This is a genomic window from Candidatus Zixiibacteriota bacterium (genome assembly GCA_035380245.1).
Classification (GTDB): domain Bacteria; phylum Zixibacteria; class MSB-5A5; order GN15; family FEB-12; genus DAOSXA01.
The window spans coordinates 446,243-469,997 of record DAOSXA010000002.1 but is presented as its reverse complement, the minus strand read 5'-3'; the positions used below and the strand labels follow the sequence as shown (position 1 = coordinate 469,997).

Annotated in this window: 14 protein-coding genes; 9 read left to right on the top strand and 5 right to left on the bottom strand. The window is 52.0% G+C overall.

All coding sequences use genetic code 11. The features are described 5' to 3' along the window. The first annotated feature begins 370 nt into the window (after positions 1 to 370). The 3 genes from PLF13_07180 (at position 371) to PLF13_07170 (ending at position 7,337) form a co-directional block, all read left to right on the top strand. Positions 371 to 3,337, top strand: a complete 2,967-nt coding sequence (locus PLF13_07180; protein HOP07056.1) for a TonB-dependent receptor — start codon at positions 371 to 373, stop codon at positions 3,335 to 3,337. Between the two features lie 112 nt (positions 3,338 to 3,449). Further along, positions 3,450 to 6,329: a hypothetical protein gene (locus PLF13_07175; protein HOP07055.1), complete on the top strand. Its 2,880-nt coding sequence runs from the start codon at positions 3,450 to 3,452 to the stop codon at positions 6,327 to 6,329. An 18-nt stretch (positions 6,330 to 6,347) separates the two neighbouring features. Beyond that, positions 6,348 to 7,337 (top strand): PorV/PorQ family protein, encoded by a 990-nt coding sequence (locus tag PLF13_07170; protein ID HOP07054.1) that lies wholly within the window; start codon positions 6,348 to 6,350, stop codon positions 7,335 to 7,337. A gap of 64 nt (positions 7,338 to 7,401) precedes the next feature. Here PLF13_07170 and PLF13_07165 read toward each other — a convergent pair whose 3' ends face one another. Further along, positions 7,402 to 8,289 carry a sulfite exporter TauE/SafE family protein gene (locus PLF13_07165; protein ID HOP07053.1) on the bottom strand — a complete coding sequence of 296 codons (888 nt, stop codon included), beginning with the start codon at positions 8,287 to 8,289 and terminating at the stop codon, positions 7,402 to 7,404. Between the two features lie 176 nt (positions 8,290 to 8,465). Here PLF13_07165 and PLF13_07160 point away from each other — a divergent pair, with 176 nt between their 5' ends. Beyond that, on the top strand, positions 8,466 to 9,983 hold the full coding sequence (locus tag PLF13_07160; GenBank protein HOP07052.1) for a hypothetical protein: 1,518 nt from the start codon (positions 8,466 to 8,468) through the stop codon (positions 9,981 to 9,983). A 58-nt stretch (positions 9,984 to 10,041) separates the two neighbouring features. On the opposite strand, the gene PLF13_07155 is transcribed toward PLF13_07160, so the two are convergent. Together PLF13_07155 and gdhA are read right to left on the bottom strand one after the other, a co-directional pair. Then, the gene (locus PLF13_07155) at positions 10,042 to 13,005 is read right to left on the bottom strand and encodes a PEP/pyruvate-binding domain-containing protein (protein HOP07051.1); all 2,964 of its coding nucleotides are present in this window, start codon (positions 13,003 to 13,005) and stop codon (positions 10,042 to 10,044) included. Between the two features lie 118 nt (positions 13,006 to 13,123). Then, positions 13,124 to 14,464: an NADP-specific glutamate dehydrogenase gene (gene gdhA, locus PLF13_07150; GenBank protein HOP07050.1), complete on the bottom strand. Its 1,341-nt coding sequence runs from the start codon at positions 14,462 to 14,464 to the stop codon at positions 13,124 to 13,126. 303 nt (positions 14,465 to 14,767) lie between these two features. Between gdhA and PLF13_07145 the strand changes: the two genes are divergently transcribed. Further along, positions 14,768 to 15,625: an SPFH domain-containing protein gene (locus PLF13_07145; GenBank protein ID HOP07049.1), complete on the top strand. Its 858-nt coding sequence runs from the start codon at positions 14,768 to 14,770 to the stop codon at positions 15,623 to 15,625. A gap of 83 nt (positions 15,626 to 15,708) precedes the next feature. On the opposite strand, the gene PLF13_07140 is transcribed toward PLF13_07145, so the two are convergent. Together PLF13_07140 and PLF13_07135 are read right to left on the bottom strand one after the other, a co-directional pair. After that, a complete protein-coding gene (locus PLF13_07140; GenBank protein HOP07048.1) occupies positions 15,709 to 17,031 on the bottom strand; it encodes a serpin family protein in 1,323 nt (440 codons plus the stop codon). A gap of 234 nt (positions 17,032 to 17,265) precedes the next feature. Beyond that, the gene (locus tag PLF13_07135) at positions 17,266 to 17,478 is read right to left on the bottom strand and encodes a hypothetical protein (GenBank protein HOP07047.1); all 213 of its coding nucleotides are present in this window, start codon (positions 17,476 to 17,478) and stop codon (positions 17,266 to 17,268) included. Between the two features lie 498 nt (positions 17,479 to 17,976). Between PLF13_07135 and PLF13_07130 the strand changes: the two genes are divergently transcribed. From PLF13_07130 to PLF13_07115, 4 genes are all read left to right on the top strand, one after another. After that, the gene (locus tag PLF13_07130) at positions 17,977 to 19,245 is read left to right on the top strand and encodes a putative sugar nucleotidyl transferase (protein ID HOP07046.1); all 1,269 of its coding nucleotides are present in this window, start codon (positions 17,977 to 17,979) and stop codon (positions 19,243 to 19,245) included. A 93-nt stretch (positions 19,246 to 19,338) separates the two neighbouring features. Next, complete coding sequence (gene galT / locus PLF13_07125; GenBank protein ID HOP07045.1) at positions 19,339 to 20,388, top strand: galactose-1-phosphate uridylyltransferase; 1,050 nt, start codon at positions 19,339 to 19,341, stop codon at positions 20,386 to 20,388. Next, positions 20,388 to 21,848, top strand: coding sequence for a glycogen synthase GlgA (gene glgA / locus PLF13_07120; protein HOP07044.1), 1,461 nt, complete (start codon positions 20,388 to 20,390; stop codon positions 21,846 to 21,848). The genes galT and glgA overlap by 1 nt, the downstream gene beginning before the upstream one ends. Continuing rightward, positions 21,845 to 23,746, top strand: a complete 1,902-nt coding sequence (locus tag PLF13_07115; protein HOP07043.1) for a hypothetical protein — start codon at positions 21,845 to 21,847, stop codon at positions 23,744 to 23,746. The genes glgA and PLF13_07115 overlap by 4 nt, the downstream gene beginning before the upstream one ends. Positions 23,747 to 23,755: the final 9 nt, after the last annotated feature.

Here is a 23,755-nt window from a genome sequence, read left to right as displayed (position 1 = left end):
TGGATTACAGCTGAGCGGACTCGGCTATGGCGCAAAGAGGAAGAATAGGAGTTACGGCCTTTTGTGCTACCGGATGATAATACCTACCGCCAAGTTCATCCATTTGGGAAACATATCTAACTTATTCTGCGAGTTGGTTCAGGAGTGAAATAGCATTGTTTTTTATGTTGACTTGAACTCGCATTAAGGCCGTTTTTTTTGTTAAAAGCATGAGAATAAGAGTAATAAACAGGAAATTGACACCGGAACGTAATTGAAGTCAGGGAAAGGAGTGAGGGCCGACGTACGTCCGAGAGGACGTAATTCAGATTGCTTACAAGTTATGGAAGACACGCGTAGAAACTGCGAGAAACAGTAAGGAGGTTTTAGTATGAGGCTGAAACTTTTGCCGATCCTTCTGGTGCTGTTATGTCTTATGGCTGGCACGGCACTGGGCTCAGTGGTCGGAAAAATCGTCGGGCAGGTGACCGACATGCAAACCGGAGATCCGATCGTCGGTGTGTCTGTCGCCGTGAAGGGGACAACTATGGGAGGCATGACCGACGCTGACGGTTATTACAGAATCCTCAACGTTCCTGTGGGGGATTATGTACTGACCCTCTCGGCGGTTGGATATGCCACCGTGGAAATAAGCAACGTCCACGTCTCGGCCGATCTGGCCAGTTATCATGACGCGGAAATGAGTTCCAAGGCAACCGATCTGGGCACGACTATCAAGGTCGTCGCTGAAGATCAGATGGTTGTCAAGGACAAGACGACGACCATCGATATCGTCAAGCGTGAGGACCTGCTGGCGATGCCGACGCGCGGTTTCGAGCAGCTCGTTGGTATTCAGAACTCAGTGGTTCGCATGAATGCCGGTGCTTTCGGCCAGCGTCAGCGTGGCGGTCGTACCGCAACGGCGTCCAACCAGGAATTGAACCTGCGCGGCGGTCGTCCGAATGAAGTCGCCTATTATGTTGACGGCTTCTCACAGCAGGACGCGTTGACCGGTGTGTCAACGGCTAACATCAATAACAATGCGATTCAGGAAGTTTCCGTAACCTCGGGCGCTTTCTCGGCCGAGTACGGTCTGGTAGCTTCCGGTATCGTTAATGTGATTACGAACTCCGGTGGTGATGAGTATGCCGGTAATCTCGAACTCCAGACGGACAATGTGCTGAACGAAAACTGGGATCAGAATTTCTACGCGGCTGATTTCGGTGGCCCGATACCTGGACTCGATAACGGCTATTTCTTCTTCTCCGGGGAGCGCCGCTTCCTGCGTGATCGTACGCCTTCGTCAAAAACCGAAGAGATGATCACGAATTACGGCGCGGCTTACGGTTTGGACACGCTGTATGGCGATGACCCGCAGCGCTTGCCGCAGAACAGCCTGAGCGGCTGGTCCTACCAGGGCAAGATCGACTACGAGTTCAATCCGAACCTGAAGATGCAACTTTCCGGCAACGGTTCGTGGGATAGTTGGCGTGAGTATCGTCAGGAATGGCTGCTCAATCCCGACCACGGTCCTCGTTACGAAGATGAGAACCTTGGTCTGAACGCCAAGATCACCCATACGCTTAATGCCAATACGTTCTATAATTTGAGCGCATCCTACTTTATGACGTCCCGGACACGCGGCGACGCTCAGATTTTTGACGACTATGAAGCATATGATCGTACCTACACATTCGAAAATGGTAATGTTGAGGATGTGACCAATCCCGAGTACGATGAGTTCAATCTCTTCTGGCAGGAGTCAGAGGAGCAGACGATTACCACTGCCGATACCACCTGGTACTACACTGATTCAACTGGAGAGGGCAGTAGCTGGGTTTATACGGACTCTGCGATCAGCAGCACTCGTGATACGGTGGTTCTGAGTCCGGCTTCGTACTATCCGTCATTCGAAAAGCGTAAATCTTCTTATCTCGGCCTGAAGGGTGATATGAGCACTCAGGTCGGTGAATATCATACGCTTAAATTCGGTTTTGACTTACAACGCCATACGTTGCGGTATTTCCGCAATCTGGATGCTACCCAGGGCTACAGCGTGAACCGTGTCAACCGGTACGGTTACGACGTGTATGCCGAGGAGGAGGATCCTGACGGTTTCTGGAACAGTACGAAACACCCGTTCAATCTCGGAGCTTTCCTGCAGGATCGGTTTGAATGGCGTGGAGTTGTCGTCAATGCCGGTTTGCGCCTTGATTATTTTGACTACAACACGGAGAGTCTCAAGAGCACTTACGATCCGCTCGGCGCCAACGGAACACTCGACGAGAGCGATCTTGAAGACAGCAAGGTGTTCGCTCGTGTCTCGCCGCGTCTCGGTATCTCGTTCCCGGTTTCCGACAAAACCCAGATGCATATCAACTTCGGTAAATTCTGGCAGCGTCCGGACCTTATCCGTCTGTATACCGGCTATGATTTCTACGAAGCCCGTATTACGGCCGGATCGTATTACCCGTTCTCGAGTCCTAACCTCGAGCCGGAGAAGACGACTCAGTACGAAGTAGGTATTACGCACCAGTTGGGTGAAAATGTTGCCTTCTCGATTAATGCCTACTATAAGGATGTGCAGGATCTGGTTCAGATCGAGACGATTAACCAGACTGCCTCGACAATCACGATTTACTCGATCTATGACAATATCGATTTCGGTACCATCAAGGGCGTTGATTTCTCACTCAACATGCGGCGCACCAAGAACATGCGTCTTGAGTTGAAGTACACGCTTAGCTATGCTACCGGTACCGGCTCGTATGCCAATACGGCGTATGTGATCAACTGGTCGAACCCGGAAGGTGATCCCAAGACCACCAATCCGCTGGATTACGATCAGCGCCACAACATTTCCGCTCTGTTCGATCTGCGCTACGGCAAGCAGGAAGGTCCGCGTTTCGGCGATATCTTCCCGCTCGAGGATCTGTCGTTAAATGCGATTCTCTACGCCGGCAGTGGAACTCCGTACACTCCTGCCAACTTCTACGACGAAGTCACCGAACTGGCGGTTCGTCCGAATCCTCGGGCTGCCGTGAACTCGGCCAACAAGCCGTGGTACTTCAATATCGACGTTCGTTTGGAGCGCAAGTTCACCTTCTCCGGAGTCGATGTGAAGCCGTTCATCCTGATTCGCAACCTGCTCGATCGTGACAACGTCATTGGCGTTTACGAGAGCACCGGTGAACCGGGAACGAGCGGTTATCTCAACACCGACGCTGCGCAGACTACGATTGCCGATTCCGAGGCCGAGGGCACCGACTACGAGAGTCGCTATCTGTTGAAAGAGTACAACGCGACGAACTGGTCGAACCCGCGCCAGGTGTTCTTTGGCGTCAGAGTGTCACTATAGGAAAGTGGGGTAATAGATTATGAAAACTAAGCTGCTTACAATAGCCTTGGTCTTGTTGGTGGCACTGCCCCTTTCAGCGGCACCGCCTTACCATGCGAGGATGGATCGTCCGATGTCACAGGTGATTGACAACGCGACGTACATCAACGCCAACAAGATCCTGATGTTCGTAACCAACCACGGAAGTTTCGCTCGTGATTTGTCCGGCGTGTTCGGCTATGACGCCGGTACTTTCTTCCCATACGTCGACAACGAGTCGATTCTGGATGGTTCTTTAGGCAACTACATCGTCTATGCAGCCGGTCTCTGGGTCGGAGGTATGGTTGATGATGAGGTACGGGTGATCATCTCAGAGTATGACGATGAGTACGTCCCCGGTCCGATGAACGTACAGGTATCACCTGGGGTATGGACTTTCGATCCTGATAACGGATCGGATGCAGGATACCGTGTCTACAAGCTGTACTCCGACAGTCTGGCCGATAATCCGAACCAGGATTATTTGGACTGGCCTGCTGACGAAGGTGCGCCCGTAGATGAGTACGGTGCTCCGGCGATGATGGGTGACCAAATGCTCTGGGCGGTTTACAACGATGCCGATCCGGATCAGCACCTGAACAATGCCGGTGAAACGGAACCGCTCGGACTTGAGGTGCGGCAGACGACCTGGGCGTACAATCGCAGTGGCGCTCTTGGTCAGTGTATTTTTGTGCGCTACCAGGTGTTCAACAAGGGTGGGAATACAATTGAGGAATGTTATTTGTCCTCATGGGCCGATCCTGACCTGGGTGAGTATACCGACGATTTGGTCGGTTGCGATACTTCGCTGTCCATCGGTTATGTATACAATGCCGACAACGACGACGCCAATCACTATGGCGCTACTCCACCGGCAGTTGGATTTGATTACTTCCAGGGTCCATTGATTGAAACCGGTGACCTGGCTGATACTGCCAAGGCTTGGGGTGAGCTTTGGCCAGGTTATACCAACATGGGCATGACCTCGTTCAATAAGTACATCAACGGCACCGATCCCAACTCCTACAATGAAACCTATAACTATATGCGTGGACTCGATGCCGGTGGTGGTGACTACACCTACAACGGCGAAGTGACTCGGTTCATGCACGCCGGTGATCCTGTGACTGGTTCGGGCGATCTCGATTCCGATCCCGCCGACCGTCGTTGGATGCAGACCACCGGCCCGATCACCTTCGAACCCGGTGATTCAGTTGAGATTGTTCTCGGTATTGTTGTAGGTCGGTCGACGAACCGCCTGACCTCGATTTCTCTGATGAAGAACTACGATGTCGAAGCCCAGAGAGCCTACGATGCCGATTTCGTGCTGGACTCTCCTCCGGCCACACCAGTTGTTACAGCGCAATGGAAAGACGAAGGTATTGCGCTTTCATGGACTGACGTCTCTGAAACAGATCACGGTACCTACCCGTTCCAGGGTTATGTGGTTTGGCAAGGAGAAACCTCCGATGGTGACTGGACGGCGATAAAGGCCTATGATATTCAGGATGGTGTTGTAGCTATTCAGGATGAGGTGTTTGATCCCGTTACAGGTCAGCAGGAGCGTCGTCTTCTCTGGCCGGGTGAAGACCTCGGTGTTCAGCGCTACATTTTCATCGATGAAGATAAACTCCTTGGTGGCGATCTTAACAACGTCACACAGTATTTCTTCAAGGTCAGCGCTTATTCATACGATGCTAGTTCTGACCCGGGCTTTCTCACGCTGAACTCTGAAAAGGTTGTGTCTGTGCGTCCACAACGTCCTGTGACAGATATCGACTTTGAATATATCATAGGCGATACCCTTCCAGTGACCCACACAGCCGGTGGTTCCAACGGAGTCATAACTCCGATTGTCGTAGATCATGCGGCTCTCAATGGCCATACTTACCAGGTATCGTTTGAGGACACGCTGATCGATATAGGTGACGGCACAACTGCTGATATCGCCTGGCATCTGGATGATATTACTTCTACTCCCGTAACTCGTCTTTACTCATACGAAACCAACCAGTCGGGTGACGAATTGTACCCGATTGTGGATGGTATGCTGGTGAAAGTAGCGGGACCGGACTTCGGCGTTGTCGCCATTCAAGAAGTGGCCAATGCCACCGGCACGATTTCTCCTGACAATGTTATGTATTCTCTTAACTCGACTAGAGAGTGGTATATAACAGCTGACGGAGGTACCAACTGGAGCCGGCTGAACTATCGTGGTATCATTGGTACCTATGACTGGGAGATCCGGTTTACAGAGGATGGCTCTGAGTATTATGATTGGAACACCGAAACCAAGTACGATCATAATGCCCCATTTGAAATCTGGAATATCGGTATTGGAACACCTGATGACGCTTCTGACGATATCAGAGTCCAGATCGCTATTCTTGATGATGACGAAAGCGGTGGTTGGTCTTATGGCGACCGCATCTATGTCTCTGAGCGTGAATACTACGAGCCATTGCCGGAGGCTATGGATTATACTTGGCCGGACGATTTCCGTATCGGACGAATTGTTATAACCGACTATTCCGAAACAACTACGGCACCGGCTGTGGGTACGATTATTCGTTTCACAACTGCCAAGGTGAATACTTCCGATGACGTTTTCCAATTCGTCGCTACAGAAGGTCAATCAGTAAGGAACGAAGATGTTCTCAACAACATCAAGACCGTACCGAACCCGTTCTATCTGAACGGTCCGTACGATCCGGCTGTGGGTAACTACCAGTTGAAGTTCCAGAATCTGCCGACCCAGTGTACGATAACTATCTACAACCTGGCCGGTGAGTTCATTCGTGAGATCGAGAAGAACGATGCCACCACGAGTATTGCATCCTGGGATTTGAGGACTGAAAACAACCTGCCGGTTGCTTCAGGAATCTATATCTATGTCGTTGATGCGCCTGGCATCGGTCAGAAGATCGGCAAAACCGCGGTCTTCATGCAAGAAGAAGTCCTGTCGACTTACTAGGCGAAAGGAAACAACGCAATGAAATCAAAATACATTATTTTAGTGTTGGTTCTCCTCGCCGTAAGTCTCAGCTCGGTTTACGCTGGGAACTCGCGGCGAATCGGAACAGCAGGCGCCGCTGAACTCCTGATACCAGTCGGTTCCCGCGGAACGGCGATGGGCGGCGCAGTCGTCTCCAACGTCGTGGGCGTGGAGTCGATCTTCTGGAATCCGGCCGGTTTGGCGGAGCTGGATGGAACCGAAGTGATGTTCACGCATCAGCCGTATCTGGCTGACATCGATGTGAACTACTTCGGTCTCGCAACCCGGATATACGGTTTCGGCACCATCGGCGCCTCGGCCAAGATCGTCTCAATCGGCGACATGGAAGAGACCACTTATGACGAAACCGAAGGAACCGGGCGTAAGTTCAATCCGACTCTTTCGGTGTTGTCGATGTCATACGCCAAGATCCTGACGGCCAATGTGTCGTTTGGTGCTACGGCTATGTTCATCCATGAGAAGATCTTCGAAGCGCAGGCGACCGGTCTGGCTTTCGATGTGGGCTTCAAGTACGATCCGCGCTGGAAGGGTGTTTCGTTCGGTGTGGCGATCAAGAACTACGGCCCGACAATGAAGTTCACCGGTGATGGATTCTACTACACGGTAGACGGTATCACCGTGGCCGGTAAGTCCAAGGACTTCGAGTTGCCGTCATCGATCAATATGGCGGTTTCGTACGATTTCCTGGATAACGGTCCGAACTTCGCTTCGATATCCGGGAACTTCCGTTCCAACAACTTCTATGAAGACGTTTATTCGACCGGTTTCGAGTATGTCTACGACGGTAAGTACTCGATCCGCGGCGGTTATAACTTCACGGAAGACGACAACTATCTGTACGGTGCTTCGGTCGGAGCCGGGATTTTGTTCGAACTCGGTTCGACGCAGATGTCAGTCGAGTATTCCTGGACGGAAACCGATGTGTTCGACGACAATCAGTACTTCACCTTTAAGATGCTCTTCTAAAAGACCATCGACAAGGTGGAGGATTCAAGGGTCGGTTGCCTGGCAACCGACCCTTTTGTTTGAGTCAGTTGGTAATAAGCGGGAGGAGATAACGGACGGCGGCAAACAACAACAAGCCGGTCAGGACGATTTTTATCAATCGCTCCGGCAGATAACGCTGCATGCGAGCGCCCACATACGTTCCGACAGCGCCGCCGATACCGAGCATGAAACCAAGGAGCCAGTCCGGACCGACATTGGCGGTTTCCGAGATAACGAGGCCGTATAACCAATAAAACAGCACCCCTACGACTGAAGTCAGGAAGGTGCCGAAGAGAGCTGCCCCGGCGATTGTGTAGACCGGAAGGCCGAAGATTGAGACGAAAAACGGGGCGATGATGGCGCCGCCGCCAATGCCGTAAGTACCGCCTACGATCCCTACGATGAAACTCAACGCCATGATGGCCGGGGTGGAAGTCCGATAGTGATCTCCCTCAAAGTCGTACTCGGTCGTTCTGAGCGTGAAGATTTGATTGGTAACGCGAAACGTACCGGCATGTGAGCCTTTTGCGGACGGTTTCACGATCGTTTTGACCAGGCGCAGGCCGATATAGAGCAAAACCGCACCGGCGAAAGGCTTGAAATGAGCCGGATCGGGCAGCCAGTAGATGCGGATCAGACCGCCGATGATAACACCGGGAAGTGTTCCGACAGCGGTAGCCCAGGCCAGCGACCAGACCATACGCCGCTCACGCAAATAGCGATATACTCCGCTGGGGATGGCGACAATGTTGTAAAGGAGATTGGTGGGGCTGACGCCGGGGCCGACATAGCCCAGAAACGATACCTGAAAGGGGAGAAGGAGAAATGCTCCGGACAGTCCCGCGATCGAGGATAAAGCCGAAACAACGAAAGCAACCAGCGGAGGCAGCCACCAATAAGTCTCGACGCCGCTTATCGGGAATTCAAACATCTATTCACTTGCCTTTTGTCCGTTCATCGAATGAAGAATAATACCGTTGTCGTTGGTTTATGCCAGTTGTTTTTTGGCGACCCAATGTTCGCGAGTTCTGTGTAAACGGTTATCTAATCGTCTCCTAACGCTGTTTAGAGTTGACTCACGGCCTTCCGGCGGATTATTTCCCCCGTATGAAATTGTCCACGATTATTTGTCTATTAGTCGCCGTTCTGGCTGACTTCGTCTATGCCGATGCCCCGAAACTGGAGGCCTCGAGCACCGTCACCGACTACCGCAGTCTGGGAGAAGTACGCGTCTGGACCTTCGAGCTCAAAGATACGACCTCCGGGCGATTGGCTTCGTTCGTTAGTGAGAAGACCGAGATTGACGGTGTTGCCGGTGTCGTGTTCAATGAAACGCTCAGGCTCGATTATAACAAGGTAGGACAGGACCTCCTTTATGAAATCGAAGGGGATCATTACGTTGCTCTGGATGGATCATATCTCGGTGATCTTATCAACCTGAAGGTCAACGGCGGGGAGAATGTGATCGATCTAAAGCGGAACGGTGAGTTTATTCGTGGAAAGATTGGCCAACCGGGGAAGGAGCGTGAACGCGAGTTTCGTTTCGACCGAGGTGGCTTTGCAGCGGATAATCTCTTTATCGACCAGCATGAGTTATATCTGGCGATGCACGATTTGGTGGTCGGCGACACGCTGCTGGATACGGTGTTCGTTCCGCAGATAGTGCTCACCGGTCCAATTCAAGCAGTTGTGGAACGATTCGGATACGAACGTCTTTATAACGAAGTGTTCGATTCGGTTTATGTAATTCGCTATCTTATGCCGTTTGTGGGCACCGCTTATTTCACTCCGGACAAGCGCCTGGTTAAGATGGATGTTCCGGGACAGCGCTTCCAGGCTTACCTGGATGTGGTGCGCCAGACGCAACCGGCTGTTGCAGAAGCGACAACCGAAAAGATTGCCCCGGTGCCGGCATCGGACTCGGGTAAGAAGATGTCGCGCATGGTGCTCTATCTTATAATCAGTCTGGTGGCCTGGTCGTTTTTTATCGGACGCAGCTACCGTCATCCGGTCACATTTCTGGCGTTTCTTCTGGGGTGTCTGGCTGTAATCGTCGTGATTCTGATTCAGATGCCGATTCAAGACTGGTTGTTCGAAAAGATTCTCCTGCCGCGTGTTCAAGCGGGAGATTCGGGATATCTATGGGCAATCCTGCCTGCATTAGCCGCCGGTTTGATTCAGGAACTGCTCAAAGTGGCTATTCTGATCGGGCTGCTGCGCATGGCTATGGCCAAAGCGGTCAAACCGCGCCACCTGGCGGCGGCAATCGGCGCCGGCTTCGGACTGGTCGAGGCCTGTTATCTGGCATCTTTCGCGGTGTCGGGGCAGGTGTTTGGCTGGCATCTTCTCGAACGCGGTTTCACGATTCTCTATCACGTTACCGGGGGAGCTTTGTTAGGATATTTAATTGCCGCCGGGACTGAGAGCCGAGGCTGGAAAATCTGTCTGGCCTGCCTGATTGGATTTAATACGATTCTGCATTATCTGCCGGTTTTCGTTCAGAATCGTGTTGTCAGTGTCGAGGTTATGTACCTGCTGATGCCGACCACCGTTCTGGGGCTTTTATTCGTGACCTTGATGCTCTTCAAACAGGGGTATGTGCTGGGGTCGAATCGTTCGGACTGAACCGCAAAGAAAGACCGCCGGTCAATCATGACAGGCGGTCCATCAAGAATCCTTAATTCTATTGCTCAGGCTTAAGAAGTAAGCCGCCTCCGGCGCGCCCGTCGATCAGAATCTCCATCGGCTTTTCCAGCACGATATGACGGACGAAATCCGATGAGGCCTCGACGCGTTGTTCCATCAACCAGGGCCAGTCGAGGAAGCCGTTTCCGGCGGTCGGATTGATCGTCATATAACCAACCTGCATAGAAATCAGATTCTGGAAGAAGTGAGTTCCGAATGATGGGTCCGGGGCGAAATCGCCGTAGGCGGCCTCAATAATTACCTTTGCTCCGGATATCTGATTCCAGTTGGCCGGTACTCCGAGCCAGCGTTCGGAAGTGCCCCAACGCCCCGGTCCGAGCAGGAGATAAGGATGCCCCGCTTCTTTCAAGACGGAGTTGAATTGTCCCACTTGTTCGGCGATCTCGACCGTTTTGCCGCGGTCGAATTTATCCGGATCAACCAGAAGAATATCGGATATCGCCGTCAGGCGCATATTGCCGAGAGCGTTATCGCTTTTCCCGATCACACGGGAACGGTCGACATCGTCCAACGACACCGTTTCGAAGACGGCGTCCTTGACCATGGGGCGCACCTGCAGGAAATAGAAATCATCGGGTTTGCTTTTATCGTCAGACAGTTTCACGGCAAACTCGATTTCAACCGGGCAGTTGAGACCATGGCTGCCCAGATTAAGCAGGTATCGAGCTATCTCCGGAAGTGGGAAACGATGATGTTTCAAAATCGGAGCAAACGAGATTATCCGAGTTCCCTCTCGTCCCACGCCATCGTAGACGCGATCGTTTTCGGCCACATAGGTGGAGGCGATGGAGGTCAGGGTGCCGTGACGTTCGGCATCATCCAGGTCGAGTCGGATAAGCCCTTTCTCACCGCCGGGTTCGGGCATCACCCGGCTGTTGGCCAGGTCGATGGCGTAGAAGGCCCGTTGAGAATTCCTGAGCATGTCTTTGGTGGTCGCGAATTGCGGCAGTCGCTCCGGATAAGTGGGGGAGAAGCGAAGGCAATTCATGCCGTCGACAATCGTTTTCCCGAGACCGAGAGCGGTGTAGATGACACCGTCTTCGGGGAGAATTCCCTCGGTGGAATAGTAGTTGTAAGACAGCGCGACACCTGAGAACGACGGATAAAAGGTCTCTTCATGCTGAAGGCCGATTGCCTGTTGCACGATAACGGCCATTTTCTCTTCCTCGACGCGATTGCCTACCGACTCATGGTAGACGCGAGCGTTGGAGAAAAAGGTCGAAGCCCAGGTCAGCTTGATGGCCCGTACGAGTTGACGCAGGCGTATTTTCGGGTCTTCATGGCAGTTGGGCAGCATGTGGGTGTCGTAAACACCAGCCGCCGGTTCGAGGTGCGAATCCTCGAGCATCGACGAAGACCTTACCGCCAGAGGGTGTTTGACAACCTCAAGCAGGGCCCGCAGATCACTCTTGATCGGGCGGGGGAACTTGGCCTTGAGGAACTTGTCGGTTATTTCCTCATCGCTGTATATGCCCAGGGCACATGATACCAGATCGTTGGTGTCAACGAAGGCGTCGAAAATATCGGTTCCGATGATCACCGAGCGCGGCACTTTTATCCGAACGTTGTCGAACATCCCGCTGTGGTCGCGCTGGCTCAATAATGCATTCACGAAAGCCAGACCCCGGCCTTTGCCTCCGAGCGAGCCACCCCCGACGCGGACAAAATCAGATTGGAGATCGAACCGCCGACGTGAAAAATCGCTGACCACGCCCAATTGACGTTCGTGACGGAAATTCTTGAAGGTGTTTATCAGATAACGACGCAGTTCCGTGGAACTCTTAAACTCGCTGGCTTTTTTGGGACGAAGACGGCGCGCCAGGTCGAACTCGGTGCGAGCCATCAACCAGTTCGAAAAATGGTTACGGCCGGCATGAAAGAGAAGGGCGCGTTCGTCTACATTAGCCAATACGGCTTCCATTTCCTGGAAGTCGGCTGCTTTGGCGACTTCGGTGCCGTCCGGGAGAGTGAAAACGAAATCTCCAAAACCGAAATAACTGGTGATGAACCGGCGAATATCCTGATGCAGGGTGGGCGAGCGCTTGAAAATGAAACCGACGTCGTTGGCGAAGGCCAGTTTGGCGTTGTCCAGATCAGAGGACTGTAATAAAATGGGCATATCCGGTACTCGGGCGCGGACGCGTTTGGCTAGTTTGATACCGGCTTCGTTGTCTTTAACACCGCCGACTTTATAGCGAACGTCTGAAATCACGGCCAGGGTGAAGTCTTCGTAACGGTCGAAAATCTCGCAACCCTGTTCGAAATCGGTGGCAAGCAGAATTTTCGGACGTGTTCGCATGCGCAACATCTTATCCGATATGTTCATTCCTTCTTCCATCAGGGCATGCGTCTGTTGCATTATCCCGGTATAGAGGAGAGGGAGGAAGGAGGAATAGAATTTCACGTTGTCTTCAACAACGATGATGACACGTACCCCGATCAGAGCCGTGTCGGCGTCGATGTTGCGTTTATCCTCGATTAACTTGATGATAGACAACATGATGCGGACGTCGCCGGTCCAGATGAAGACATGATCGATAGCGTTATGATAACCGGGGTCTTCCATGATGGTCAACTCGCGTTGATGATAGGCCAACAGAACCACCGGCATTTTGGGATTGATCTGTTTAACCTGGAGGCCAAACTGGATAACGTCGATATCGGAGACCCTCTTAAACACGATTACCAGGTCGATATCCTGTTCCTTGATGATCTTCAAGGCTTGCTCGGCATTGTCGGCGCGACGAACATGAGGAGAGACGGTCAGATTGAGTTCCAGGAACTCGTTGTAAATCAGATCGGTAATCATACCGTCTTCTTCAAGCACGTAGGAATCGTAGGGGCTGGAAACCAGGAGTACGTGCTTTACCCGGAATTGCATCAGATCGTCGAATTTACGATTTAGCGGATTGACTTCATGTATGATCGGTTTGTCGCTCATTGTGGATTGCCTGTCAAAATAGTTTAGACGGCCAATATATCGGAGGGGACAATGAGGGTCAACGAAAAAAGGCGGAGCAGCCGGGCTGCTCCGCCTTGGAAGATCGAACTAAAAGAGATCAGACAACACCCTGATCCATCATGGCATCGGCGACCTTGATGAAGCCGGCGATGTTGGCGCCCATCACGTAGTTACCGGGGTGACCGTATTTCTCGGCGGCCTCGATAGCGGCAGTGTGGATGCTCTTCATGATACCGTGCAGGCGCTGGTCCACTTCCTCGCGGGTCCAGGACAGACGCAGCGAGTTCTGAGACATCTCCAGACCGGAGGTAGCCACGCCACCGGCGTTGGCTGCTTTACCCAGACCGTAGAGAATCTTGGCATCCTGGAAGACCTTGATGGCTTCCGGGGTGGACGGCATGTTGGCGCCTTCGGAAACGCAGAAGCAACCGTTCTTGACGAGCGTCTTGGCATCTTCGCCGTTGACCTCGTTCTGAGTGGCTGACGGCAGAGCGACGTCGACCGGGACGGTCCATACGCCGGTACCTTCGTGGTACTTGCAACCGAACTTGTCAGCGTACTCTTTAATGCGGCCGCGCTTGACGTTCTTCAGGTTCATGATGAAGTCCCACTTATCACCGGAGATACCGTCGGGATCATGAATCCAGCCGGAAGAGTCGGACATCGTCACGACTTTACCACCAAGCTGGTTGACTTTCTCGGTGGCGTACTGAGCCACGTTACCGGAACCGGAAACGGAGCAGGTGAGGCCATCAAATGACTTACCGCGAGTCTTCAGCATTTCCTGAGCGAAGTAGACCTGGCCATAACCGGTCGCTTCCGGACGAATCAGAGAACCGCCCCAGTTGAGACCTTTACCGGTCAGGACGCCTTCGAAAGCATTGCGGAGCTTCTTGTACTGGCCGAAGAGGAAACCGATCTCACGGCCGCCAACGCCGATGTCACCGGCCGGAACGTCAGTGTTCGGACCGATGTGGCGGAACAGCTCGCTCATGAAGCTCTGGCAGAAACGCATAACTTCGGTGTCGGACTTACCCTTCGGATCGAAGTCCGAACCACCCTTGCCACCGCCCATCGGCAGCGTGGTGAGGGAATTCTTAAAGACCTGCTCGAAGCCCAAGAACTTCAGAATGCCAAGGTTAACACTCGGGTGGAAACGAAGACCGCCCTTGTACGGACCGATGGCGCTGTTGAATTCAACGCGGAAACCACGGTTGACATGGACCTGACCCTTGTCATCAATCCACGGCACCCGGAACTGGAAAGCGCGTTCCGGCTCAATGATCCGTTCCATTATTTTGGCTTCCTTGTATTCCGGATGCTTCTCGAACACCGGCTCAAGGGACTCGACGACTTCATGAACTGCCTGATGGAACTCCGGCTGTGCCGGATCCTTGGCTTTCACGATGCCCATGATGGTATCAGCGTAATTCGACATGACCATCTCCTAAGACATTACAAGTTAATATGGTTCAATTACTTAATGTTTCCAAACGTCTTTCGTGAAACATTTCACATATTAAAGCGCTAAATTACACGTGGAGAGCCCTTTGTCAAGACGTTTTCAATCGAAAAGGAAACTTTTTTTGATTTTTTTTACGATAGGTTAACCTAACGTAATTCTAACAACTTAGCTGTCTTTACTGCCTGGAGAAAGCCGTAGATAATGGCTATATATGCCGAATAAACGATCAAAAGACGGGTATCCTTTTCGAGAGGATTAGTTAAAGGAGAAGTACTCATGATAAAGGAACGTGAAATCAAGATGGGCTCCGGGATAGGGATGCTCTTTTTACTCCTGATTCTCCTGTTGATGGCTTTCGGTGTCGTTGTTTTTCTTCCGCCGGTAGCCAAAGTAATAGCCCTAATCTGGATCCCTTTTAACCTGCTTCTGTTCTTCGGGCTGTTCTTCGTAAATCCAAACGAAGCGCGGGTGGTGCAGTTATTCGGCAAGTATATCGGAACGACCAGGCAGGAAGGTCTCCGTTGGGCCAATCCGTTTTATACCAAGAAGCGGATATCACTTCGTGTCAGGAATTTCGAAACGGGCAGGATGAAGGTGAACGACATTGACGGCAATCCGATTGAAATTGCATCGATCGTGGTTTGGAAAGTGGTCGACACGGCTGAGGCCTGTTTCGTGGTCGATAACTATGTCGAGTTCGTCGCGATTCAATCCGAGGCGGCAGTGCGAAATCTGGCCACGCATCATCCCTACGATACTTCCGATCATGGCAGGGTATCGCTTCGCGGAGATACCGACACGATCTCCGAGCAGTTACGCAATGAGATTCAGGATCGTCTGGATCAGGCCGGCGTCGAGGTGATCGAGGCTCGGATCAGTCATCTGGCTTATTCGCCCGAGATTGCCGAGGCGATGTTACGTCGGCAGCAGGCGGGTGCGATCGTGGCGGCGCGTCAGTTGATCGTTGAGGGAGCGGTCGGGATGGTTGAAATGGCGCTGGAGGAACTTCGCAATAAACAGATAATAGAATTGGATCCACAGCGCAAAGCGGCCATGGTTTCGAATCTGCTGGTTGTATTGTGCGGTGAAACCTCGACTCAGCCGGTGATCAACACGGGTAATATATCGGTGTAACAACATCCTTTTACGAATAGAATGGCAAAAAAAAGACGGCCGACTAAAACTTAGTCGGCCGTTTTCTTGAGTTTAGTTTTCGTTCAGTCTTCCCAGACCGGATTGGAAATGCGTCCCATGAACAGGATTGCGCCGGAGTTATCCTCGTGAATCACGGCGAGGAAGGGGCGGTTGAAGATGAATGAGGGGGGAAGGGCGTCGACGAAAGTCACCTGAGTGACGGCGGCCGCCTCAGTTCCTTCCTCGTCAAGCTGAATGAAAGTTTTCTGTTTGACGTCGTCTATCCAGCCGACTCCGTCGGTGAAAAGATTTGAGAAATCCGCTGCTTCGGTGAAAGCGATTGCCATTCCCATGGATTTCAGCAGTTCGTTGAGAGGCAGATCGCAACCGAATTTGAATTTCGGAAGGCTCAGATACATTTCGTAAGCCATGTGACGACCCTGCCAGCTTGACCACATCTCCGGGGTGAGTTCGGCGATAATATCGTCTATGGTATGATCCGGTTCCTCTCCATAGCCGGAACTGGCGGGCAGCACGAGCGTCATTCGGAAATCGCCGTTGCCGTAGGGAAGGCCAAGGACAAGCACGTCGTCGTCCATGTAGCTCGTGACGTTGGTATCCATGAGTGGATATTCCTCCCCTGGATACTCGACCAGGAAATCATCCGAGCCGAGATGCATCATATCGCATTCGGTGTTGGAGCCGTCAGCCAAATAAAAAGATTCCTGTTTGGTGTGGGCGGTATCGAATTTGATGGACCAGCCGCCCTTGAAATAGATGGCGTTGAATAGTATGGCCGCTGTGAACGGGTCGATCGGTGGTTGCACCATCTGGGTAATCAGACCGTTGGTAGCCCCATTGACCCAGGCGTTGATCGTATCGGCTGCCCCGGCTGCCTGGAAATCGATCTCTTCGACGCGGGCGTCATGGTAGGTTTGAGCGAGTCGTATGAACTCCGGCTCGATCTCCTTGCCCTGGCGCGACCAGAGGGAGTTGGCGACGCGAAAGTCAACCGCTTCGTCGGCCTCGATGAGAATCTCGGTCGCAGTCTGATAAGCCTGGTTTAGTTCCTCAAGCGACAGGTTGGCCAGTTCCAGAGTCGAACCAATGGCTTCGCGCGTCGTGCCGTCGGCTCCGTTGTAGCACAGGCTCAGGGCGTACGAGGCCGAGAGGGGAGAGAAGAAGACGTTGTCGGTTGCGCCGGCCTCGGCGATGAGCGCTTTGAAGGCTTTGATCCCGAACTTGTTGGAGGACTCAAGCACGGTTAATTCCTCGGCCGTCATTTCGGCGGTGGTGCGGACAACCGATGGTGTCGGATCGGGACTGGTTGAGTCTACCGGATCATCCGAACAGCCTGGAAGCAACATCATGAACACAATCAATAGAAACGGCATAATATATTTCATCAATGCCTCCCTATTAGTATTAAAGAACTCAGCCCTGAAATTAAATAAAGTCAGTATGTTTTTCTATTCTCAAGATAAGGGACGAGGTAACGGTGTCAATTGTTAAATCGAAAGGAAACTAAGGGGAGAACGCCAGGTCACATCGCTGCGATTCATCTAGTTAGTTTTCGTTATAAACTGAAAAGGCCGACTCGATGGAGTCGGCCTTAAGGTAACGCATCTATAATCGTCCGATCATCCGCAGCCAGAACAGCCACCCGAACAATCAGATTTTGGTTCTCCCACCGTGATCATATAACCGGCTCCTTCGGGACGAGTTATGTGATCGATCTTAATATCACCGAACTGTTTGAGGTACTCGTTGACCTTGGGGTCGATATAAGCCTCAATACCGTTCGATTCCAGCTTTTCCAGATTTTCCGTCGACTCGTCCAGAGCCATCCCCATAGAGGGGCCGCTTCAGCCAACGCCCTGGAAGTAGATGATCAATTTTTTGTCTTTGTACTGTGGCGCCTCGAGTACTTTTTGGAGTTCAGCGCTGGCGCTGTCGGAGACTTGCAGCATTTATAATGGTCCTTTCGTCTCTATTATTATTTTCTTCGTTAGATCGGAAGATAGGCGAAAACGATTCAAAAAAAAGCCATTTTTGGTTCTGCTATGCTGTCGGGTTGCTAGTGATCTTTTCGCTGATCCGATTACGTACAACTTTTCTCATGCCTTACAACAGGATAGGCGATGTTTTGATCCCGGGAAACGATCCGAAAAAGGAATTTTTGCCCCCTTCTTATACTATTATTGAGAACCTTTTTAATTCGAAATCCATGTGTAATGAACATAAAACTTGCAACTGGCACAAGTAGTTAACATTTTAGTAGTCCTAATGAAGGTGGCTGAGGTGACCGACCATACAAAAAGACTAAACACACCCTATTAACAGGACTCATAATGTCCCTTCAACTATGCGTATACGAAGATTCCAAGTTTGCCCAGTTTAACCCAATCGCTCATACACGGCCGGTCTTTTGCCTGCGAGCGGGTATAGGCCAGCTTTTCGAGCGGGCACTGACGAAGTTCAAAGCCGACGGACTGGCTCTGGCCTGTCGCAATCATCTGGCCCCGTTAGTAGCCGATGAACAGAGAGATTACCCGGTCAATATAATCAAACGCGGCGATGGTGACTTATTGCTCCTCAACGGTCGTCTTCGCAGTTACGGCAACTTACCACAGTTAGTGAAGGAAGCCCGAGTATCCACGCGCTTTTTCGCCGGGGATGAAGTAGCCGCTGTTTTTCTCACGATGGTTGCTCTAAAGGATGCCCCGCCAATCGGCACTCCGGATCAATTTGCGGCTGTGGTTGAGAATGAAGGTGAGCAGGTGACGCCGCAAATGACAACGGCAACCCTTTACAATCATCTCTGGGATATCGTGGGGGATGTCGAGCATCGCGTGACGGAAGATTTTCGTCTGCATCGTCCCAACTTGGGACCAGCGCCGGTCAAGCTCGATCCGCGAGCGTTTTTAGTCAATGACTCCGACATCTATCTGGCTGAAAACGTGGAGGTATGTCCCGGGGCATTGCTGGACGCCTCTCACGGTCCGATTTTTATCGACCGGGGGACGCGGGTTGAATCTCAGGCGGCGATTTACGGTCCAACCTACGTGGGACCAAATTCCGTGATCGTTGCCGGTAAAATACAAGCCTCGTGTATCGGCCCGACCTGCCGAGTCGGCGGTGAACTGGAGGAGTCGGTGCTGCAGGGCTATGTTAACAAGTATCACGCCGGCTTCATCGGACACAGTTACGTCGGCTCCTGGGTGAATTTCGGTGCGATGACCACTAATTCCGATCTGAAGAATAACTATTCGAATATACGCAGTAGTGTTAACGGGCAGATGATCGATACCGGTTCGATTAAGGTGGGATCGTTTATCGGCGATCATACCAAATTCGGAATAGGTACGTTACTCAATACCGGGATCAATATCGGCGTTTGCTGCAATATCTTCGGGGGGACATTGATTGTCGACAAGGAAGTCCCCTCATTTAGCTGGGGGGGCATGATCCCCTGGCATAAATATACGATCGGGAAAGCACTTGAAACGGCTCAACGTACGACCGAGAGACGTATGAAACTGCTTAGCCCATCCGAAATCGAGGTGTTGCAAAAACTGGCTGCGGGAGAAGAACCGACGGAAGGGTATCTGGATTTGTAAACGAGGCGTAAAACGCTATCGATAAAGGTAAATCCCCGAGGCAGAATATCAGATTGCGGGGTAGCCGTTAACCAAGTACAACGGAGAATTAGGTTGCCAGAATTGCGAAAAGATCCGATCACCGGCCGCTGGGTGATCATTAGTACGGAGCGCGGCAAGCGTCCGACATCGTTTTCTTCGGTGCCGAAGCGGAGCGATGCCCGGTTGTGTCCGTTCTGTCCGGGTCATGAAGAGAACACACCGCGGGAGATTTTAGCCTATCGTCAGCCTAACACGGAGCCGAATAAACCCGGCTGGAGACTTCGGGTAATGCCCAACAAGTACCCGGCTCTGAAAATAGAAGGGGCGCTTAATCGCGAACCGCACGGTATCTACGATAAGATGAACGGTATCGGCGCTCACGAGGTGATAGTAGAGACGGCCGATCACGCCAAGGATATGGTGCAGATGACCGATGAGGAAGTCCGTGATGTTTTCTGGGCTTATCGAGAGCGGATGATGGACCTCGAACGTGACCGGCGATTTCAGTACATTCTCATTTTCAAAAACCACGGTGAAGCCGCCGGAGCCTCACTCGAACATTCACACAGTCAGTTAATCGCTACGCCGATTATTCCCAAGCGAGTGTTCGAGGAGATCAAGGGAGCCAAACGGTATTTCGAGTTCAAGGAACGCTGTATCTTTTGCGATATCGTAAGACAGGAGTTGACCGACAAGGAACGAATAGTCAACGATTACGATGCTTTCATCGCTATCGAGCCGTTCGCCGCCCGTTTCCCGTTCGAGACCTGGTTGATCCCCAAAACCCACCAATCCAGCTATCTGGAGTTGAGTGACGCCGAGGTGATGATCCTGGCCCGGTCGGTTAAGGATGTGCTGGCGCGACTTAAGATAGCCCTGAACGATCCGGCGTTCAATTTCATGCTTCATACCCGTCCGGTATCACGGGAATACCATGAGTATTACCACTGGCATATAGAGATTATTCCGAAACTGACCAAAGTAGCCGGTTTCGAGTGGGGGGCGGGATTTTATATCAATCCGACTACGCCGGAAGAGTCCGCTGCATATTTGCGAAGCCTGGAGCTGGATGCCCACGGCAATCGAGTAGATGAACCAAATGTTATAAGGAATGACACCTGATGCGTATCGTAGTGGCTGCCTCCGAAATGGCGCCGCTGGCCAAGACCGGCGGTCTGGGGGATGTGCTGGGGGCTCTCCCGAGGGCTATGGCTCGGGAGGGACATGATGTTAGAATGTTTCTGCCGCACTATTCGTCAATCGATTTGTCCGAGCGTAAGGTAACACGCATCGGCAGCAATCTGAGCATAGATGTCGGCGGGACGGCGCACGAGGTAACACTGAATGTTGTCAAGGACCGACAACGCGGATTAGAAATAATCCTGATTGGATGCGATCACTATTTCAAACGAGCTTCTCTCTATATCGATCCTGAGACCGGCAAGGATTATGCCGACAACGACGAGCGGTTTATTCTTTTCAATCGCGCGGTGCTGGAAGCGTGCCGGGCGATCGGACTCCGGCCTGATATTATCCATGCCCACGACTGGCAGGCCGCGTTGCTCCCGGTATATCTAAAAACCCTTTATGCCAACGATGAGGTTTTTTCCGGCGCTCATTCGGTGCTGACGATTCACAATCTGGCGCATCAGGGACAATTCCCGGGTGAGCGGTTCCGGTTGTTGAAATTACCTGACAGGCTTTTTGGCGCAGGAGAGGCGGTTGAGTTTTACGGTCAGGTTAATTTCCTGAAGGCCGGGATAAGTTTCGCGGATAAAATTACGACAGTCTCCAGGCGCTATGCCGAAGAGATTCAAACCGGTAAATTTGGTTGCGGTCTCGAAGGTGTGCTGGTAAATCGCAAGGATGACCTGTCGGGGATCCTTAACGGGGTAGACTATTCCGTTTGGTCACCGTCTCGGGATAAGAATATCCCATATCGCTATCATATCAACAATCTGGCCGGCAAGCGAATGACGAAAGTCGAACTTCTCAACGCCGCCGGTTTGCCGGTTCGGGAGTATGCGCCGTTAATCGGCATGATCGCCCGTCTGGTTCAGCAGAAAGGTTTGGACCTTATCGCCGAAGCCGCCGACCGTATGATGGCTATGGATATTCAGTTTATTGCTCTTGGCACCGGAGAAGAGAAATATCATAAACTGCTGACGATGCTTCAGGAGCAATATCCGGATAAAGTCCGGGTATATCTGAAGCACGATGAGAAAATCGCTCATCAGATCGAAGCCGGCGCCGATGCTTTCCTGATGCCGTCGTTGTTCGAGCCCTGTGGATTGAATCAAATGTATTCACTCAAATACGGCACGGTGCCAATTGTCAATCACGTCGGCGGCCTGGCCGATACAATCGAACCGTTCAATCCTGAGAGAGGCACCGGTACCGGTTTTATCTTCAATGAAGAATCTCCGGAAGCGATGCTGGAGGCGATTGAAAAGATGGTCCACACCTATTCACGACGCCGACTGTGGACCGGTCTGATGAAGAACGGCATGCGCCAGGATTATTCCTGGGGCCGGGCGGTTGCGGGGTATATTGAGCTGTTTCGCTCGCTAAAAGATCAGTGAGGAAAAATCACGCAGCCATAATCGAGTGGTGGCCGGTATTACCGGCCGTGGCGATCTATCTTTATTTTGCTCACTCGATCGACTTCATCCAGGATGACGCCTATATCTCCTATCGCTATGTGGCCAATCTGCTGAACGGCCATGGGCTGGTGTTTAATATAGGCGAGAGGGTGGAGGGGATTACCAATTTCGGCTGGGTGATCTACATGGCGCTTTGGGGATTTCTCCATGAGGGGTACATTCTCGCATCGCGCCTGACCGGTCTTTTGTTCGGAGCGGGGATCATCGGATTGACCTTTGCCATTACCCGGCGGGTGGTTGACGAAGACAATAACTGGTATGCGGCGCTGGCAACGTTGTTGGTCGGAGCCAATATGTCCCTGGCTTATTGGTCGCCGGCCGGATTGGAAACGGCCGCGTTCGCGTTTATGGCGATGCTCTCGCTGTATTTCTATCTGACGCGCAATTGGCTGCTTATCTGGACGTTGACTTTGGCCGTATGGCTCCGGCCGGAAGGCGCTCTGGTGACCGGCTTGCTTATCCTGGTGGAAGTAATAGGCACTCGCCGTTTGCCGCGCTTCACCGGGCTTTGTGCTCTTGTCGCTCTCGTGCTCTCGTTGCCGTTCGTAGGTTTTAAGCTGGCTTACTACGGCTCGATCCTGCCGAATCCGTTTTATGCCAAGACGGGATTCCGTATTGAGAATTTTGTCAGCGGTTTCGAATATGTCTGGGAATTCCTGAAGCATTATGGATTCTTTGGACTCACTTTGCTGGCCCCCCTGTTACTCTATAAGCGATTATCTGCCTCAGCCCGGGTCGTATGGTTGTTCGCGGTGCTATATACGCTGTACATCGCTCTGGTCGGAGGCGACGTGCTTAAAGTGCATCGGTTCTTCCTGCCGCTATTCGGGGTATATGCCCTGCTGACGGTTTTGATCATTGCCGAGTTTACGGTCGACCTGGCACGCAACACCCGTTTACTTGTTGTCTTCGTAATGACTGTGGTATTGATCGGCCTGACGGTTTACATGCCCCGGGCGACGGTTCATCAGTTCGCTTATTATGAGAAGAAATTCACGCGTAAAATGAACTTCATGGCCGACAATATGGCCGCCGCCGATTCGACCAATTTCTCGGTAGCGCTTCCGACGATCGGGATCTTCGGTTATAAGCTCCTGGGTCATGATATAATAGATATGGTTGGTCTGACCGACTCGACCATCGCCCGCCATGCCGAGGAACCCATCCCGGGCATGACCACCACCTGGAAGGAACGTAATCATAATTCGAAATACATCCTCGAAAGAGCACCCGATTATATTCTTTTCTCGACCGGTATCAAGCCCTCGGCGCCGGCTGAAAGAGCGCTTTGTCTCTATCCGCAGTTTCTCGATTCGTACCGTTCCGTGGGATGGTTTTATCGGGCAAGCGATGAAGACCGTCTCGGATCACTGTCGGCTGTGTTTAAAAAGGTTCGCCCGATAGAAGGGGAGTTGCGGCCGACTTACCCGGTCGAATATGTCCAGCACTACAAGAAGGGGCTGGATTATTATGTGGCCGGACAGGATTCCAAGGCAATCGAAGAGTACGATCGTGCGATTGAAATATCGCCCCCCCCGCCGTACATATACCTGCTTTACCAACGGGCTTTCAGTTTGATCCGAACCAATCAGACCGAACAAGCGGTCGCGGCGCTGAACGGAATCATCGCTCGTGATTCTCTGGTTTACGAAGCACACCGTGACATGTATCTGATAACCTACGTTCAAGGGGACACGGCAAGAGCTGCGATTCATGATCGCTGGTTGAATAAGCTGGTTCCCTGGCTGGTTCCCAAGGTTCATGAAGACGCCAGAGTCATGCGCCAACGCTTCCTTGAGCGGATAGGCGGGTACTGACGCAAGCCA